Origin of the sequence: Variovorax sp. 770b2 (genome assembly GCF_900115685.1) — a bacterium.
In the GTDB taxonomy this organism is placed as follows: Bacteria; Pseudomonadota; Gammaproteobacteria; order Burkholderiales; family Burkholderiaceae_C; genus Variovorax.
In genome coordinates this window covers 2,425,524-2,441,469 of the sequence record NZ_FOXJ01000001.1, presented here as the reverse complement: position 1 = coordinate 2,441,469, position 15,946 = coordinate 2,425,524, and the positions used below count along the sequence as shown (strand labels likewise).

Genomic DNA, 15,946 nt, shown 5'->3' with positions numbered 1-15,946 from the left:
ATGGCTTATCTCGACATCGACAACCTTCGCAGCATCTTTCTCGACGACGAGGCGCTTCGCGCAGTGCATCTGCAGCGCCTGCCTTGCGGCGCCCTGAACATCACGAGCGGCCGCATCGTGGCCTGCGACCCGCTGGTGCAGCCCGAGCGCCAGCCCTTTGCGCGCGAACTGCAGGCGCGCGGCGCGTTCCCCGTCGAAGTGCTGCACGACAAGGGCCGGCATGCGCTGGCCGTGCTGTGGCTGCGTGACCGCGGCAGCGTGCGCGCCGCCGACCTGACCTGGCAGATGGCGCTGATCGAAGGGGAGTCGCCCGACGCGCTGGGCGACGACGAGTTCTACGGCTACCCGGTCGACGCAGGCCTCGGTTGCTTCATGGGCCCGGAGGCCGCAACCGCGATGGCCGAGCGCGACAAGCGCGAAGCCGCCGACCCCGATTTCAGCAACTACTACGACGACGTGCTCGCCGGCGAGATGGGCGATGCCGACGTCGTCGACCACTTTCCGCTCGGGCCGGGTTCGGCGAGCAACATGGTGATCTTCCGCTCCGGCTGGGGCGACGGCAGCTACCCGAGCTTCTGGGCGCTCGATGCAGCGGGCGAGCCCGTGGCGCTCGTGACCGACTTCATGACCATGGAAGGCGGCGACGCGCGCGACGAAGACGACAAGCGCAGCGATGCCTACAAGGCCAGTCTTTCGCCGGAGAAGCACAAGGCGCTCGATGCATTGGGCGCGGCGGCGGTCGAAGGCGATGCCGCGGCGATCGGGACGCTGCTCGGCGCGGGGCTCGCGCAGCCCAACGAGATCATTCCGTCGTTCGGCGAGACCGCGATCACGAGCGCCATCCGCATGAACCGGCTCGACGCGCTGCGCGTGCTGCTGGCGGCGGTGCAGGGCCTGCCGATGCCGCCGCAGTTCTACAGCATGGACAAGGAAGAGAGCTACATCGACTACGCGCGGGGGCTCAAGAAGCCGCGCATCGACGGGATGATCGAGCTGCTGGAAAAAGCCGCGGCGCCGGTGGCAAAGCCCGGATTCCTGAAGCGCCTCTTCTCCTGAGCGCTCAAGCGCCCAGCGCAGCGCGCACCTTGTCGCTGAGCCCGCGCAGCCGCTCGACGGGCTCGTTGGAGAACACGAAGCGCAGGTACTGCGCGCCATGCGTTTCGCCCCAGCCTTTCATCGCCGTCGCGCAGACGCGTGCTTTCAGGAGACGTTCCGACAGCGTCTGTCCGTCGATGCCGAAATCGCTGGTCCGCAGCAACAGCGACCAGCCACCGGCCGGAATGCCGACCGGCAGGCCCTTGAGTTCGTCCAGCACCGTGTCGCGCCGGCGTTCCAGTTCGGCCACATACGGCGCGAGCGTGCGAGCGGACTGTTCCAGCGCCGTGGCCACCGCGTCCTGCGCGATGCCGACGGGCACGACCACATTGGCGAGCGACACGGCCACCAAATCGGGCATGTAGCTTTCCGGCGCCACGGTCCAGCCCACGCGCCAGCCGATCATGCGCAGTTCCTTGGCCGACGAGCCCACCGTGATCGTGCGCTCGGCCATGCCGGGGAGGCCCGCCGGGTGAATCACCTTGCGCCCGTCGTAGAGCAGGCGCTCCATGGCCGTGTCGAGGATCAGCGTCAGGTCATGCCGCACGCACAGCGCGGCGATGGCGCGCCAGTCGTCGTCATCGAAACAACCGCCCGTCGGCATCGACGGCGACATCAGCAGCATCACGCGCACGCGCGGCCCGATGGCGGTTTGCAGCGCCGCGCGGTCCAGCTTCCATTCGCCACCGGGCGTGAACTGGAAGGGCACGTACTTCGGCGTGCCGCCTGCGAGGCGGATGCGGTTGAGCAGGCCCGCATAGGTCGGATCGGTCACCAGCACCTCGTCGCCCACCTCGACCGTCGCGAGCAGCGCATTGAGGATGCCCGAGAGGCCGCCCGCGGAGATCACGCAGTTGCGCGGGCCGTAGTCCACGCCCGAGAGCGCCGACACATGCCGCGCGGCAATTTCGCGCAATCGCGATTGGCCGACGAAGGGCAGGTAGCTGTTGTCCGAATCTTCCGAGGCCGCGCGCAGGGTGCGCGCGACGGCTTCAGGGTCCGGTGGGATATCGACGTCGAGGTTCTCGAGCCGGAGAAAGGGCGGCCCCTCCGCATCGTCCGCGATGGCGCCCATGCGGTCGACGCCGATGCCTGCGATGTGTTCGAGCCGTGCGGGGCGGTGACGGGGCATGCGTGTCTCCTGCGATGACGTGCTATGCGCCCCGCTTGCGCGGGCGCACCGGCCGTGGGGGCGCGTCGGTTTGCTGTTCGGATTCTCCGGCATTCTGCGGCAGCAGCACTGCTTGCTGCGCCTGCGCCGTCTCGCGCAGGAAGCTCCACACGGCCTGCATGCGCCCCAGGTGCTTGGTCTCTGCCGGCATCGACATCCAGAACGTGCGCGTGAAGTTCGCCTGGCCCCGCAGCACCGGCTTCAGCGCGCTGTCTTTCTCTGCCACGAACGCCGGCAGCACCGCGATTCCCGCACCCGCCACCACGGCCCGGTGCTGCGCGAGCACGCTGGTGCTGCGCAGCGCGAACGCATCGGGCCGGTGCAGCTCGTCCAGGTACTGCAGCTCCTTGCTGAACAGCAGGTCGTCCACGTAGCTGATGAAGGTGTGGCCGCGCAGGTCTTCGCGCGTCTTGACCGGCTTGTGCGCGGCGAGGTACTGCTTCGATGCATAGAGCCGCAGCGTGTAGTCGGTGAGCTTGGTCACCACCACCGGCCCGCGCGCCGGGCGCTCCAGCGAGATCACGATGTCGGCCTCGCGCCGCGACAGGTGCACCAGCCGCGGCATCGCCAGCAGGTCGATGGTGAGCTTGGGGTGCCGCGCCGCGAAGAGCGCGAGCTGCGGCGCGAGCACCACCGTGCCGAAGCCCTCGGTGGCGCCGATGCGCACGAGGCCCGACAGGCCCTCCTGCGAGGCAGGCGCAGTGCTCTCCACGGCCTGGAAGGCGCTCTCCATCGCCTCGACCTGCGGCTGCAGCCGGCGGCCCGCTTCGGTGAGCCGGTGGCCGCCCGATTCGCGCGAGAAGAGCGGGGCGCCGACTTCCTTTTCGAGTGACTGGATGCGCCGGGCGACCGTGGTGTGGTCCACCTCCAGCCGGCGCGCCGCGCTCATCAGCGTGCCCGAGCGGGCCAGTTCGAGAAAGTAGCGCAGGTTGTCCCAGTCCATGTGCTCGCGTGCCTCCTGGTTGTCGCCGGATCGGGATCTGCATTTTTGCAAAGCCGTGGCGCATATTTGTCTATTGTCATCGCAAATCTGCAAAGCTAGGATGCGGGCTGCACCGGTCCGAACCGGCATCGCCTTCCCGAGATTCACAGGAGACAAACCCCCATGGACGCCACCACCACCCCTTCGACCCAGATCGCCACCGTCAAGCTCTTGATCGGCGGCAAGCTCGTCGAATCCAAGACCACCGAATGGCGCGACATCGTCAACCCGGCCACCCAGCAGGTGCTGGCCCGCGTGCCCTTCGCGACGCAAGCCGAACTCGATGCCGCCGTGGCCTCCGCCAAGGAAGCCTTCAAGACCTGGCGCAAGACCCCCATCGGCGCGCGCGCCCGCATTTTCCTGAAGCTGCAGCAACTCATCCGTGAACACATGGGCGAGCTGGCGGCCATCCTCACCGCCGAACAGGGCAAGACCCTGCCCGACGCAGAAGGCGACGTGTTCCGTGGCCTCGAAGTGGTGGAGCACGCCTCCAACATCGGCAACCTGCAACTGGGCGAGCTGGCCAACAACGTGGCCAATGGCGTGGACACCTACACGCTGCTGCAGCCGCTGGGCGTGTGCGCCGGCATCACGCCGTTCAACTTCCCCGCCATGATCCCGCTGTGGATGTTCCCGATGGCCATCGTCACCGGCAACACCTTCGTGCTGAAGCCCTCCGAACAGGACCCGATGGTCACCATGCGCCTGTGCGAACTGGCGCTCGAAGCCGGCATTCCGCCCGGCGTGCTGAACGTGGTGCACGGCGGCGAGGCCATCGTCAACGGCATCTGCGACCACAAGGACATCAAGGCGATCAGCTTCGTCGGTTCGACCAAGGTCGGCACGCACGTCTACAACCGCGCGACGCTGGCCGGCAAGCGTGCGCAATGCATGATGGGCGCGAAGAACCACGCCATCGTGATGCCCGACGCGAACAAGGAGCAGACGCTCAATGCGCTCGCCGGCGCGAGCTTCGGTGCGGCCGGCCAGCGCTGCATGGCGGTGTCGGTGGCGGTGCTGGTGGGCGAGGCGCGCAACTGGGTGCCCGAGCTGATTGCCAAGGCGAAGACGCTGAAGATCGGTGCCGGCACCGAGAAGGGCGTGGACGTGGGCCCGCTGGTTTCCTGCGCAGCCTATGACCGCGTCAACAGCCTCATCGAACGCGGCGAGGCCGACGGCGCCAAGCTCGTGCTCGACGGCCGCAAGCCCACTGTGCCCGGCTACGAGAAGGGCAACTTCGTCGGCCCGACGATCTTCACGGGCGTGAAGCCCGGCATGACGATCTATGACCAGGAAGTGTTCGGCCCGGTGCTGTGCGTGGCCGATGCCGAGACCATCGACGAAGCCATCGAGATGATCAACAGCAACCCGAACGGCAACGGCACGGCCATCTTCACGCAGTCGGGCGCCGCGGCGCGCCGCTTCCAGGAAGACATCGATGTCGGCCAGGTCGGCATCAACGTGCCGATTCCGGTGCCGGTCCCGATGTTCTCGTTCACCGGCTCGCGCGCTTCCAAGCTCGGCGACCTCGGCCCCTACGGCAAGCAGGTCATCATGTTCTACACGCAGACCAAGACCGTGACGGCACGCTGGTTCGACGACAGCACCGTCTCGCACGGCGTCAACACCACGATCAGCCTCAAATGAGGCACGGGCTTCGCGTCGCGGCCTGGGGTGCCGTTGCTGCGTTCGCATTGCTCGCCGGCGGCGCGCAAGCCGCCGACGCCGGTCCGGACGACTGCGATCCCAACGGGAACCAGCAGCAGATGAACGCCTGCGCGGCGCGCGATTTTCGTGCAGCGGATGCCGTGCTCAACATCCGCTACGGCGAAGCGATGAAGACGCTCTCGCCGCAGATGCGCGTCGCGCTGCGCACCGAGCAGCGCGCCTGGCTCAAGGGCCGCGACCCCGCTTGCAAGCGGGCCGCGAAAGCGAACGAAGGCGGCTCGATCTGGCCGCTGGTGTTCAGCGCATGCCTGGAGAAATCGACCCGCAAACGGACCGACGAACTGGATCGCTGGAAGGGTCGCGAACAATGAACTTCGAACTGTCCGAAGAACAGAACGCCTTTGCACAGACCGCGCGCGACTTCGCACGGGCCGAGTTCGCGCCCCATGCGGCGCAGTGGGACGCGGAAGCCATCTTTCCGAAGGAGGCCATCGCCAAGGCCGGCGAGCTGGGCTTTTGCGGGCTCTATGCGCCCGAGCGCGTGGGCGGTCTCGGCCTGCCGCGGCTCGATGCGGCGCTGGTGTTCGAGGAGATGGCCGCGGTCGACCCCTCGACCACGGCCTTCATCACGATCCACAACATGGCGACGTGGATGCTGGGCACCTGGGCGACCGACGCGGTGGCCGCGCAATGGGGCGAAGACCTCACGAGCGGTCGCAAGCTCGCGTCGTACTGCCTCACCGAACCGGGCGCCGGGTCGGATGCCGGTTCGCTCAAGACGCGCGCCGAACTGCAGGGCCACGAATACGTCATCAATGGCGGCAAGGCCTTCATCTCGGGCGCGGGCGCGACCGATGTGCTGGTGCTGATGGCGCGCACGGGCGGCGGCGGCGCGGGCGGCATCTCGGCCTTCGCGGTGCCGGCCGATGCGCCCGGCGTGAGCTACGGCAAGAAGGAACACAAGATGGGCTGGAACAGCCAGCCCACGCGCACCATCAACTTCGACAACGTGCGCATCCCGGCCGAGAACCTCTTGGGCAAGGAAGGCGAGGGCTTTCGCATCGCCATGAAGGGGCTGGACGGCGGGCGCATCAACATCGCGACCTGCTCGGTGGGCGCGGCGCAGGGCGCGCTCGATGCGGCGCGCCGCTACCTGCACGAGCGCCAGCAGTTCGGCAAGCCGATCGCCAGCTTCCAGGCGCTGCAGTTCAAGCTGGCCGACATGGCGACCGAGCTGGTCGCCGCGCGGCAGATGGTGCGGCTTGCCGCATCGAAGCTGGATGCGGGCCATGCCGACGCCAGCACCTACTGCGCCATGGCCAAGCGCTTCGCGACCGATGCGGGCTTCAACATCTGCAACGACGCGCTGCAGCTGCACGGCGGCTACGGCTACCTCAGCGAGTTCCCTTTGGAACGCTTGGTGCGCGATACCCGCGTGCACCAGATCCTGGAAGGCACCAACGAAATCATGCGCGTGATCGTTGCGCGAAAATTGCTGGAAGGGGACAGCGATATCCGCTGACGCCCCGCATCCGGAACCCCTCAAGACAATGACCGACTCCGTAGTTCTCTTCGACGAAATCAAGACCGCCGGCGGCCAGCGCTTCGCCACCGCCACGCTCAACGCCCCCGCGTCGCTCAACGCACTTTCCGTGGACATGGTTCGCCTGCTCACGCCCAAGCTGCGCGAGTGGGCGAAAGACGACGGCATCGTCGGCGTGCTGTTGCAGGCGGCCGGCGAGAAGGCCTTCTGCGCGGGCGGCGACCTGCGCCAGCTCTACCAGACGCTGCTGGAATGCGGCCCCGCGCGCAACACCTACGCCGAGGACTTCTTCCGCGAAGAGTACGAGCTCGACTACCTGATCCACACCTTTCCCAAGCCCTTCCTCTGCTGGGGCCACGGCATCGTGATGGGCGGCGGCGTGGGCCTGATGTCGGGCTGCTCGCACCGCGTGGTGACGACGCAGAGCCGCATCGCGATGCCCGAGATCGCCATCGGCCTGTACCCCGATGTGGGCGGCAGCTGGTTCCTGCGCCGCACGCCCGGCCGCACCGGGCTGTTCCTGGCGCTCACGGCCGCGAACCTGAACGCCGCCGATGCCATCTTCTGTGGCCTGGCCGACGTGCTGGTGCCGCAGGAGCGCAAGAACCAGGTGCTCGACGCCGTCGCCTCCGCGCCATGGGCGGGCGAGAGCAAGGCCGATCGCGCCACGCTCTCGCGCATCCTCGCGAAGGCGGGCGAGGGCGCCGAGCTGCCGGCGTCGAAGGTGCGCGAGCACTACGACGCCATCAACGCGCTGATGGCCGGCGACGACCTTCTCGACATCGCCAACCGCCTGCGCGGCCTGCAGAGCGAAGACCCGTGGCTGCAGTCCGCTTCCAAGACTTTCGTGAAGGGCGCGCCGAGTTCGGCCGCGCTGAGCTTCGAGCTCTGGCAGCGCGTGCACCGCATGTCGCTGGCCGAGGTGTTCCGGCTCGAGTACTGGGCGTCGCTGGGCTTCTGCGCGCACAAGGACTTCGCCGAGGGCATCCGCGCGGTGCTCATCGACAAGGACCGCAACCCGCGCTGGAACCCCGCGACGATCGAAGAGATCACGCCCGCCTTCATCGACGACCACCTGCGCCCGCGCGGCGAGATGCCGGCCGAACTCGCATCGCTGGTCTGACACCGCATTCACAAAGACAACGGAGACAAACACATGAAGATCGCATTCATCGGCCTGGGCAACATGGGCGGCCCGATGGCCCTGAACCTGCTCAAGGCCGGCCACACGCTCAGCGCCTTCGACCTCTCGGCCGACGCCTGCAGGAAGTTCGGCGCCGAGGGGCTGCCGATTGCCAAGTCGGCCGCAGAGACCGTGGCCGACGCCGAAGTCGTCATCAGCATGCTGCCGGCCAGCGCGCACGTCGAAGGCCTGTACCTGGGCGGCGTGGGCAAGCCCGGGCTGCTCGACAGCATCCGCGCCGGCACGCTCGTGATCGACAGCAGCACCATCGCCGCCGCCACCTCGCGCAAGGTGGCCGAAGCGGCGGAGGCCAAGGGCATCGCGATGATCGATGCGCCCGTCTCGGGCGGCACCGGCGGCGCGATCGCCGGCACGCTGACCTTCATGGTCGGTGGCGAGACGCGCGACCTGGAGCGCGCGCGCCCGGTGCTCGAGAAGATGGGCGCCAACATCTTCCACGCGGGCGCGGCAGGCGCGGGGCAGACTGCCAAGATCTGCAACAACATGCTGCTCGGCATCCTCATGATCGGCACCTCCGAGGCGCTGGCGCTCGGGGTGGCCAACGGGCTCGATCCGAAGGTGCTCTCCGAAATCATGCGCCGCAGCTCGGGCGGCAACTGGGCGCTCGAGAAGTACAACCCGATGCCCGGCGTGATGGAGGCATCGCCCGCCTCGAAGAACTACGTGGGCGGCTTCGGCACCGACCTGATGCTCAAGGACCTGGGCCTGGCGCAGGAGAACGCGGCGGCCGTGCGCGCCGCCACGCCCCTGGGCGGCCTCGCGCGCAGCCTGTATGCGGCGCACAGCCTGGCGGGCCACGGCGCGCTGGACTTCTCCAGCGTGCTGAAGCTGGTGCAGAAGGCGTCCTGATCAGGTGCCGGCGAGGGGCGCAGCGGGAAGGGCATCGAGCTCCTCCTGCAGGTCGATCGCCCACGGCGGCCCGGCCGCCTTGCAGTAGCTGGCCACCACCTCCCGGATGATGGTGTCGACCGCCGTCACGGCGGGCGACGATTCCCGAGGCCGCGTCACCGTCACCACCAGCGGCGGCAGGGCGGGCCCCTCGCAGAGCTTCAGGTCCCCGGCTTCGATTTCGCGCTGCACGAAGATCGGCGGAATCGCCGCCACCCCGAAGCCTTCCTTCACCAGCTGCACGATCGACTGCACCGACGGAAAGCTGCAGATGCGCGGCTCGGCCTCGCGCCCCGCGAACAGCGCGCGCACGTGCGCGTGCGGGCTGGAGGTGCGCACGTAGGTCAGCACGGGAATGCGCTCCAGGTCTTCGAGCGCGAGCACCTCCTGCGTGGGCCACACGTCGGGCCGGGCGATCCAGCGGATCGGAAAGCGCGACAGCGGCGTCACCTCGAGCTCCACGTTGCCGGCCGCTTCTTCCACGGGATCGTTCTGGATCAGCAGATCGAGCTTGTGCTGGCGGAATTGCTCCCTGAGGTTGCGCGCGGGCTCGACGGTGATGTCCGGGTCCACCGCCGGAAAGCGCCGCGTGATGCCGTGGATCAGCGGCGTGAGCCAGGTGTGCACGACCGTCTCGATCACACCGATGCGCACGCGCCCGGCGGGCGGCGCATCGGGCTGCGTCGCGAGCTTGAGCTCGCGCTCCAGCGCCAGCATGCGCTCGGCCTGGCGCACCACCTGCTCGCCCATGGGCGTGAGGGTCAGGGTGCGATTGGAGCGGTCAACAAGGAAAACCCCTAGTTCGTCTTCCAGGGCCGCGATGCGCTGCGATGCGGCCGCCTGCGTGGTGTGCAGCACCTGCGCGGTCTCGCGAAAGCTCTTCAGGCGGGAAAGGACGACCAGCGTCTCCAGAAAGCGTGTGTTCATCGGTCCGTCGGTGTTCGGTGCAAGGCGGTTCTTAAAAAAATCTTATCGAGGGCTCGAACAATTTCTGAGTCGACGTCATCGGCGTGCCGTGATTTCATCGCCCCCCATTGACGGTGTGCCGGCATGCAAGTCCTGCACCAGCACAAAAGCATGACATCAAGAGGTACCCAATGGAATTGGTGGATACGGGCAGTGCGATGCAGGCGCCCGACGAGACTTTCGCAAACGCCTTCGAGGCACGGCAGGCCATCCGGGCGGGCCGCTGGCGCCGCCACACGAGCGGGCTGACTCCGGCGCACGTGCAGGGCAACCTGGCGATCCTGCCGGTGGAGCTGGCCTCGGATTTCATGCGCTTCTGCCAGAGCAACCCGAAGCCGTGCCCGCTGCTGGCGGTCGGCCAGCCCGGCAACCCGCAACTGCCCACGTTGGGCCGCGACATCGACATCCGCACCGACGTGCCCGCCTACCGCGTCTACCGCGAGGGCGTGCTGGTGGACGAGGTGAATGACCTGAAGGCCCTGTGGCAGGGCGATTTCGTGGCGTTCGTGCTGGGCTGCTCGTTCTCGTTCGAGCACGGCCTCATCGATGCGGGCATTCCGCTGCGCCACGTGGAGGAGGGCAAGAACGTGGCCATGTACAGGACGAACATCCAGACCGTGCCGGCCGGCCCCTTCCACGGGCCGATGGTGGTGTCGATGCGGCCGATGAAGGCGGCCGACGCCATTCGCGCGGTGCAGATCACCGCGCGCGTGCCCAGGGTGCACGGCGCGCCGGTGCACATCGGCGACCCCTCGCTCATCGGCATCGCCGACATCGCCCGGCCCGACTTCGGCGACGCGGTGCGCGTCGCGCCCGACGAGCTGCCCGTGTTCTGGGCCTGCGGCGTGACGCCGCAGGCGGTGGTGATGGCTGCCAAGCCCGCGCTGTGCATCACGCACTCGCCGGGGTACATGCTGGTCACCGACCTGCTCAACCGCGACCTTCCGTTCGCCTGAGCGCCGCTCGTTCTTCGACACCCGTCTTTCTGTTTTTCATCACCTAGAGGATTTCCACCATGTGGCTGCAGGAAACCAAACCCCAGGAGCGCCGGACGCTGGTCGCCGCCTTCGCCGGCTACGGCGTCGATGCGTTCGACTACATGATCTACACCTTCATGATCCCCACGCTGATCCTGGTGTGGGGCATGACCAAGACCGAGGCCGGCTACATCGCGACCGGTGCGCTGGTCACCTCGGCCATCGGCGGCTGGCTCGCGGGCATCCTGGCCGACAAATACGGCCGCGTGCGCATCCTGCAACTGACGGTGCTGTGGTTCAGCTTCTTCACCTTCCTGAGCGGCTTCACGCAGTCGCCCGAGCAGCTCTTCGTCACGCGCGCGCTGCAGGGGCTGGGCTTCGGCGGCGAGTGGTCGGTGGGCTCGGTGCTGATCGCCGAGATGATCCAGGCGCGCCACCGCGGCAAGGCGGTGGGGCTGGTGCAGAGCAGCTGGGCGGTGGGCTGGGGCATCTCGGCCATCGCGTTCTGGGCGGTGTATGCCTTTCTGGAGCCGGCGCTCGCCTGGCGCGTGCTGTTCTGGATCGGCGTGCTGCCGGCGCTGTTGATCCTCTACATCCGCCGCAACATCAGCGACCCCGAGGTCTACCACCAGACCCGTGCGCGCATGAAGGCGGAGGGCGACAAGGGCAACTTCCTGGAGATCTTCTCGCCCAAGCTGCTCAAGACCACGATCCTTGCGAGCCTCCTGGCCACCGGCATGCAGGGCGCCTACTACGCGGTGACCACGTGGCTTCCGACGTACCTGAAGATGGAGCGCAACCTCTCGGTGTTCAACACCAGCGGCTATCTCCTGGTGCTGATCCTCGGCTCGTTCGTGGGCTACCTCACGAGCGCGTGGCTCTCGGACAAGCTGGGCCGCCGCCGCTGCTTCATGCTCTTCGCGCTGTGCGCCGGGCTGCTGGTGATTGCGTACACGCAGATCCCGATCACCGACGGGATGATGCTGGTGCTCGGCTTTCCGCTCGGCTTCTTTCTCTCGGGGATTTTCTCTGGCATGGGGGCATATCTGAGCGAACTGTTCCCCAGCCGCGTGCGAGGTTCGGGCCAGGGCTTTTGCTACAACTTCGGCCGTGCCGTCGGCTCGATCTGCCCGGCGCTCATCGGCTACATGAGCACCTCGATGCCGCTGGGCATTGCCATCGGCTACATGGCGGCGGGTGGCTACCTGCTGGTGATCATCGCGTCGCTGCTGCTGCCCGAAACGGGCGGCCTCGAGCTCTCGTCGGAGGACTGACGCGATGAAGCGCATCCTCATCGCCAACCGCGGCGAGATTGCCTGCCGCGTGATTCGCGCCTGCAAGGCACTCGGCATCGAGACCGTCGCCGTGTATTCCGAGGCCGACGCCAAGGCGCTGCATGTGGAGATGGCCGACCGCGCGGTCGCCATCGGCCCCGCATCGCCGGCCGAGAGCTACCTGAACCACGAGCGCATCCTGGCAGCCGCGGTCGCGCAGGGCGCCAAAGGCGTGCATCCGGGCTACGGTTTCCTCTCGGAGAACACGGCCTTCGCACGCGCTGCCGAGGCCGCCGGCGTGGTGTGGATCGGCCCCACGCCGCAGAGCATCGAGGAGATGGGCGACAAGGAGCGCGCCCGCGAAATCGCCAAGGCAGCCGGCGTGCCGACGCTGCCGGGCAGCCGGCGCTTCGCACTCGACGATCTGGCCGGCATCGAGGAAGCGGCCGCGGCCGTGGGTTACCCGTTGCTGGTCAAGGCCACGGGCGGCGGCGGGGGCATCGGCATGCGGCTGGTGGATGCACCCGAGAAACTGCTGGCCTCGGTGGCGGCCACGCAGCAGCTCGCGGCCAAGTCGTTCAAGGACGGCACGATCTACCTGGAGCGCTACGTGCCGCGCGCGCGGCATGTGGAGATCCAGGTGTTCGGCTACGGCGACGGCAGCGCGGTGCACCTGTTCGAGCGCGAGTGCTCGATCCAGCGGCGCTTCCAGAAGATCATCGAGGAGAGCCCGGCGCCGGGGTTGCCGGCCGGGTTGCGCGCGCGCATGGCCAAGGCCGCTGCAGCACTGGCTGCGCATCAGCGCTATCGCGGCCCGGGCACGGTCGAATTCATCGTGGATGCGGACTCGCTCGAATTCTTCTTCCTCGAGATGAACACGCGCATCCAGGTCGAGCATCCGGTCACCGAGATGGTGACGGGTTGGGACCTGGTGCAGCAGCAGATCAAGCTGGCGGCCGCGGGCCCGTCGCTCGCGGGCTTCGAGAAGATCGCGCAGGAGGACATCGCGACGCACGGCGCGGCCATCGAATGCCGGCTCTATGCGGAGAACCCGGCCAAGAACTTCTTTCCGTCGCCAGGCCCGCTCGACGTGTTCGCGCTGCCCCCCGCCGCGCCGCACCTGCGCGTGGACACCGGCGTGCGGCAGGGCGATGTGATCACGCCTTTCTACGACCCGATGATCGCCAAGATGATCGTCTGGGGCGAGAACCGCGACGCGGCGCTCGCCGCCATGCTGGCCGCGCTGGAGACCAGCCGCATCGAGGGCGTGAAGAACAACCTCGCGTTCCTCAAGGCGGTGATCCGCCACGAGGACTTCGCAGCCGGGCGGCTCGATACCGGGCTGGTCGAGCGCGAGCGGGCGCGGTTGCTCGAAGCGATGGCCGCTGCGCCGGCGGTGCGCTGAACCCGAAGGCGCGACCGATGACTTCTTCCAGCACATCGCCCTGGCGCATCGCCCCGGTGGGCGACCGCTGCCTCGTCGTGGAGTTCGGCCAGGCCGTGGAGCCGGCCATCAACGCCACCGTGCGCAGCTTTGCGCGCGAACTGCTCGACGAGCCCATTGCGGGCATCGTCGACGTGGTTCCGGCCTTCACCACCGTGGCGGTGCACTACCGCCCCGAGTTCTTCGCGGAGGGCGCGTCGCCATACGACGTGCTGCGCCGGCGGCTCGACGCCTTGCTCGCGCGCGGCATCCGCCACCACGACGAGGACGCGCGCACGGTCGAGATCCCCGTCTGCTACGGCGGCGAGTTCGGCCCCGATCTCGAAGAGGTCGCGGCCGCCTGCGGTCTGCAGGCTTCCGAGGTGATCGCGCGCCACGTCGCGTCGCAGCACCTCGTCTACATGCTCGGCTTCGCGCCGGGCTTTCCGTACATCGGCGGGCTCGATCCGTCGCTCGCCGTGCCGCGCCGCGGCACGCCGCGCACGCGCATTCCCGCGGGCAGCGTGGCGATCGCGCGCGACCAGACCTCGGTCTATTCGCTGGAAACGCCGGGCGGCTGGAACGTGATCGGCCGCACGCCGCTGAAGCTGTTCGACGCGGCAGCCGAATCGCCGTGCCTGCTGCGCCCGGGCGACCGCATCCGCTTCGTGCCGGCATCGGTCGACATCTTCGGCGGCACGGAGGTGCCTCGATGAGCGGCATCGAAGTCATCAAGCCCGGCGCGCTGTCGCTGCTGCAGGACCGGGGACGCCATGGCTACCAGCACCTGGGCGTGGTGGTGGGCGGCGCGATGGACGAGTGGTCGCACCGCTGCGCCAACGCGCTGCTCGGCAACGACGAAGACGAGGCCACGCTCGAGATCACGCTGATGGGGCCCAGCCTCGTGTTCCACGAGACCCAGGCGATCGCGCTGTGCGGCGCGAACCTGTCGGCGCGCATCGGCGAGGCCGAGCTGCCGATGAACCGCGCCGTGCGGGTGCGCGCCGGTGCGCGGCTGGATTTCGGCAAGCGCATCGACGGCATGCGCAGTTACCTCGCGGTGCGCGGCGGCTTTGCGGTGCCCAGCGTGATGGACAGCCGCAGCACCTATGTGCGCGGTGCGTTCGGCGGGCTGCAGGGGCGGGCGCTGAAGAAGGGCGACGTGCTGGAGGTGGGGGGTGTGCCGCCACTTTGCGCTGCCTCGGTCGCCCGATTGGGCGATAGAGATTTCATCGAGATTCATGAGCCCGAGGTGCATGCGCCGGCCATCGCGCCGCAAACCGCGGGCCCGGCACCGGTGCGCGTGATCGCGGGGCAGCAATGGGCGCTGTTCACCGCCCAGGCGCAAGAGGCCTTCATGCAGGCCGAGTTCCGCGTGAGCCCGCAGTCCGACCGCATGGGCTTCCGGCTCGAAGGACCGGTGCTCGAGCGCCGGCATGCGATGGACATGATCTCCGAGGGCGTGGCCTTCGGCACGGTGCAGGTGCCGCCCGACGGGCAGCCGATCGTGCTGATGGCCGACCGGCAGACCACCGGCGGCTATCCCAAGATCGCCTGCGTGGCCAGTGTCGACCTGCCGCTGGTCGCGCAGCTGGCGCCGCAGCAGGCACTGCGCTTCGAGCCGATTTCGCTCGAGGCGGCGCAGTCGCTCTACCTGGAGCGCGAGCGCGCCCTCGCGCGGCTGCGCAGCCTGGTGCGCGCGGCCGGGGAGGCGCAATGACACAGGCACTTCGCATCGACATCAACTGCGACATGGGCGAGGGCTTCGGCGCCTGGGCGATGGGCAACGACATCGAGCTGCTCGACCATGTGAGTTCGGCCAACATCGCGTGCGGCTTCCATGCCGGCGACCCATCGACCATGCGCCGCGTGGTCGCGGCGGCACTGCACCGCGGCGTGCGCGTCGGCGCGCACCCTGGCCTGCCCGACCTGCAGGGCTTCGGGCGGCGCGTGATGCAGGTGTCGCCGGCCGAGGTCTACGCGATGGTGGTCTACCAGGTCGGCGCGCTGTGGGCCTTCGCGAAGGCGGCCGGCGGCACGCTGAGCCACGTGAAGGCGCACGGCGCGCTCTACAACATGGCCGCGAAGGACCGCGCACTGGCTGATGCCATTGCGCGCGCCGTGCACGAGGTCGATCCGCGGCTGGTGCTGTTCGGCCTCGCCGGCAGCGAGATGATTCGCGCCGCCGAAGCCTTGGGCCTGCCGGCGGTCGCCGAGGTGTTTGCCGATCGCAGCTACCAGGACGACGGCTCGCTGTCGCCGCGCGGCCAGCCCGGCGCCCTGATCGAGGACGCCGACGTGGCCACCGCCCAGGTGCTGCAGATGGTGCAGCACGGCACGGTGCGGGCGGCCAGCGGCAAGGAGGTCGCGCTGCGCGCCGACACGCTGTGCATCCACGGCGACCAGCCGGGCGCGCTCGCATTCGTGCGGCGCATCCGCGGCGCGCTCGACGCCATCGGCGTGCGCGTGGCCGCCCCTGTATTCCCGTCAACGAACCGCACGCATTCAACCGGAGGAAATACCCATGCCTGAACACAACATAGTGGCCGATGTCAGCGGCCGCGTCTGGAAGCTCGAGGTGGCCGAGGGCCAGCAGGTCGAGGAGGGCGCCACGCTGCTGATCGTGGAGTCCATGAAGATGGAAATCCCGGTGGAAGCGCCGGCCGCGGGCACGGTGCTGCGCATCCTGGCCGCCGAAGGCGACATGGTGACCGACGAGCAGGTGCTGGTCGTGCTGGCCTCCGCGTAAAGACAT

At 68.5% G+C, this 15,946-nt stretch carries 16 protein-coding genes; 13 read left to right on the top strand and 3 right to left on the bottom strand.

The annotated features are described in order from the left end of the window. Positions 1 to 1,056 carry a DUF4241 domain-containing protein gene (locus tag BM133_RS11125; RefSeq protein ID WP_093433685.1) on the top strand — a complete coding sequence of 352 codons (1,056 nt, stop codon included), beginning with the start codon at positions 1 to 3 and terminating at the stop codon, positions 1,054 to 1,056. Between the two features lie 4 nt (positions 1,057 to 1,060). Here the strand turns inward: BM133_RS11125 and BM133_RS11120 are convergent, their stop codons facing one another. After that, positions 1,061 to 2,227 (bottom strand): pyridoxal phosphate-dependent aminotransferase, encoded by a 1,167-nt coding sequence (locus BM133_RS11120; protein WP_093433683.1) that lies wholly within the window; start codon positions 2,225 to 2,227, stop codon positions 1,061 to 1,063. A gap of 22 nt (positions 2,228 to 2,249) precedes the next feature. Next, on the bottom strand, positions 2,250 to 3,209 hold the full coding sequence (locus tag BM133_RS11115) for a LysR family transcriptional regulator (RefSeq protein ID WP_093433682.1): 960 nt from the start codon (positions 3,207 to 3,209) through the stop codon (positions 2,250 to 2,252). A 162-nt stretch (positions 3,210 to 3,371) separates the two neighbouring features. On the opposite strand from BM133_RS11115, the gene BM133_RS11110 reads away from it, so the two are divergent. From BM133_RS11110 to mmsB, 5 genes are read left to right on the top strand one after another with little or no spacing between them, the layout of a single operon-like run. Next, entirely contained in the window at positions 3,372 to 4,895 is a 1,524-nt protein-coding gene (locus BM133_RS11110; protein WP_093433680.1) for a CoA-acylating methylmalonate-semialdehyde dehydrogenase, read from the top strand. Between the two features lie 47 nt (positions 4,896 to 4,942). Then, on the top strand, positions 4,943 to 5,287 hold the full coding sequence (locus BM133_RS11105) for a lysozyme inhibitor LprI family protein (RefSeq protein WP_256219138.1): 345 nt from the start codon (positions 4,943 to 4,945) through the stop codon (positions 5,285 to 5,287). Then, a complete protein-coding gene (locus BM133_RS11100; RefSeq protein ID WP_093433678.1) occupies positions 5,284 to 6,438 on the top strand; it encodes an acyl-CoA dehydrogenase family protein in 1,155 nt (384 codons plus the stop codon). Before BM133_RS11105 ends, BM133_RS11100 begins: the two co-directional genes overlap by 4 nt. 28 nt (positions 6,439 to 6,466) lie before the next feature. Continuing rightward, positions 6,467 to 7,582 carry an enoyl-CoA hydratase/isomerase family protein gene (locus BM133_RS11095; RefSeq protein WP_093433677.1) on the top strand — a complete coding sequence of 372 codons (1,116 nt, stop codon included), beginning with the start codon at positions 6,467 to 6,469 and terminating at the stop codon, positions 7,580 to 7,582. A gap of 33 nt (positions 7,583 to 7,615) precedes the next feature. Continuing rightward, positions 7,616 to 8,512 carry a 3-hydroxyisobutyrate dehydrogenase gene (gene mmsB / locus BM133_RS11090; protein WP_093433675.1) on the top strand — a complete coding sequence of 299 codons (897 nt, stop codon included), beginning with the start codon at positions 7,616 to 7,618 and terminating at the stop codon, positions 8,510 to 8,512. Here the strand turns inward: mmsB and BM133_RS11085 are convergent, their stop codons facing one another. Then, a complete protein-coding gene (locus BM133_RS11085) occupies positions 8,513 to 9,478 on the bottom strand; it encodes a LysR family transcriptional regulator (protein ID WP_093433673.1) in 966 nt (321 codons plus the stop codon). Positions 9,479 to 9,675: 197 nt separating this feature from the next. On the opposite strand from BM133_RS11085, the gene BM133_RS11080 reads away from it, so the two are divergent. From BM133_RS11080 to BM133_RS11050, 7 genes are read left to right on the top strand one after another with little or no spacing between them, the layout of a single operon-like run. Then, positions 9,676 to 10,473 carry a putative hydro-lyase gene (locus BM133_RS11080; protein ID WP_371286334.1) on the top strand — a complete coding sequence of 266 codons (798 nt, stop codon included), beginning with the start codon at positions 9,676 to 9,678 and terminating at the stop codon, positions 10,471 to 10,473. Positions 10,474 to 10,532: 59 nt separating this feature from the next. Beyond that, positions 10,533 to 11,768 (top strand): MFS transporter, encoded by a 1,236-nt coding sequence (locus tag BM133_RS11075; RefSeq protein ID WP_093433669.1) that lies wholly within the window; start codon positions 10,533 to 10,535, stop codon positions 11,766 to 11,768. Between the two features lie 4 nt (positions 11,769 to 11,772). Continuing rightward, positions 11,773 to 13,173, top strand: coding sequence for an acetyl-CoA carboxylase biotin carboxylase subunit (locus tag BM133_RS11070; protein ID WP_093433667.1), 1,401 nt, complete (start codon positions 11,773 to 11,775; stop codon positions 13,171 to 13,173). Positions 13,174 to 13,190: 17 nt separating this feature from the next. Further along, positions 13,191 to 13,907: a 5-oxoprolinase subunit PxpB gene (gene pxpB, locus BM133_RS11065; protein ID WP_093433665.1), complete on the top strand. Its 717-nt coding sequence runs from the start codon at positions 13,191 to 13,193 to the stop codon at positions 13,905 to 13,907. Then, complete coding sequence (locus BM133_RS11060) at positions 13,904 to 14,911, top strand: 5-oxoprolinase subunit C family protein (RefSeq protein WP_093433663.1); 1,008 nt, start codon at positions 13,904 to 13,906, stop codon at positions 14,909 to 14,911. Before pxpB ends, BM133_RS11060 begins: the two co-directional genes overlap by 4 nt. Beyond that, positions 14,908 to 15,723 carry a LamB/YcsF family protein gene (locus BM133_RS11055; protein ID WP_093433661.1) on the top strand — a complete coding sequence of 272 codons (816 nt, stop codon included), beginning with the start codon at positions 14,908 to 14,910 and terminating at the stop codon, positions 15,721 to 15,723. The genes BM133_RS11060 and BM133_RS11055 overlap by 4 nt, the downstream gene beginning before the upstream one ends. Further along, positions 15,716 to 15,940: an acyl-CoA carboxylase biotin carboxyl carrier protein subunit gene (locus BM133_RS11050; RefSeq protein ID WP_093433659.1), complete on the top strand. Its 225-nt coding sequence runs from the start codon at positions 15,716 to 15,718 to the stop codon at positions 15,938 to 15,940. Before BM133_RS11055 ends, BM133_RS11050 begins: the two co-directional genes overlap by 8 nt. Positions 15,941 to 15,946 lie beyond the last annotated feature (6 nt).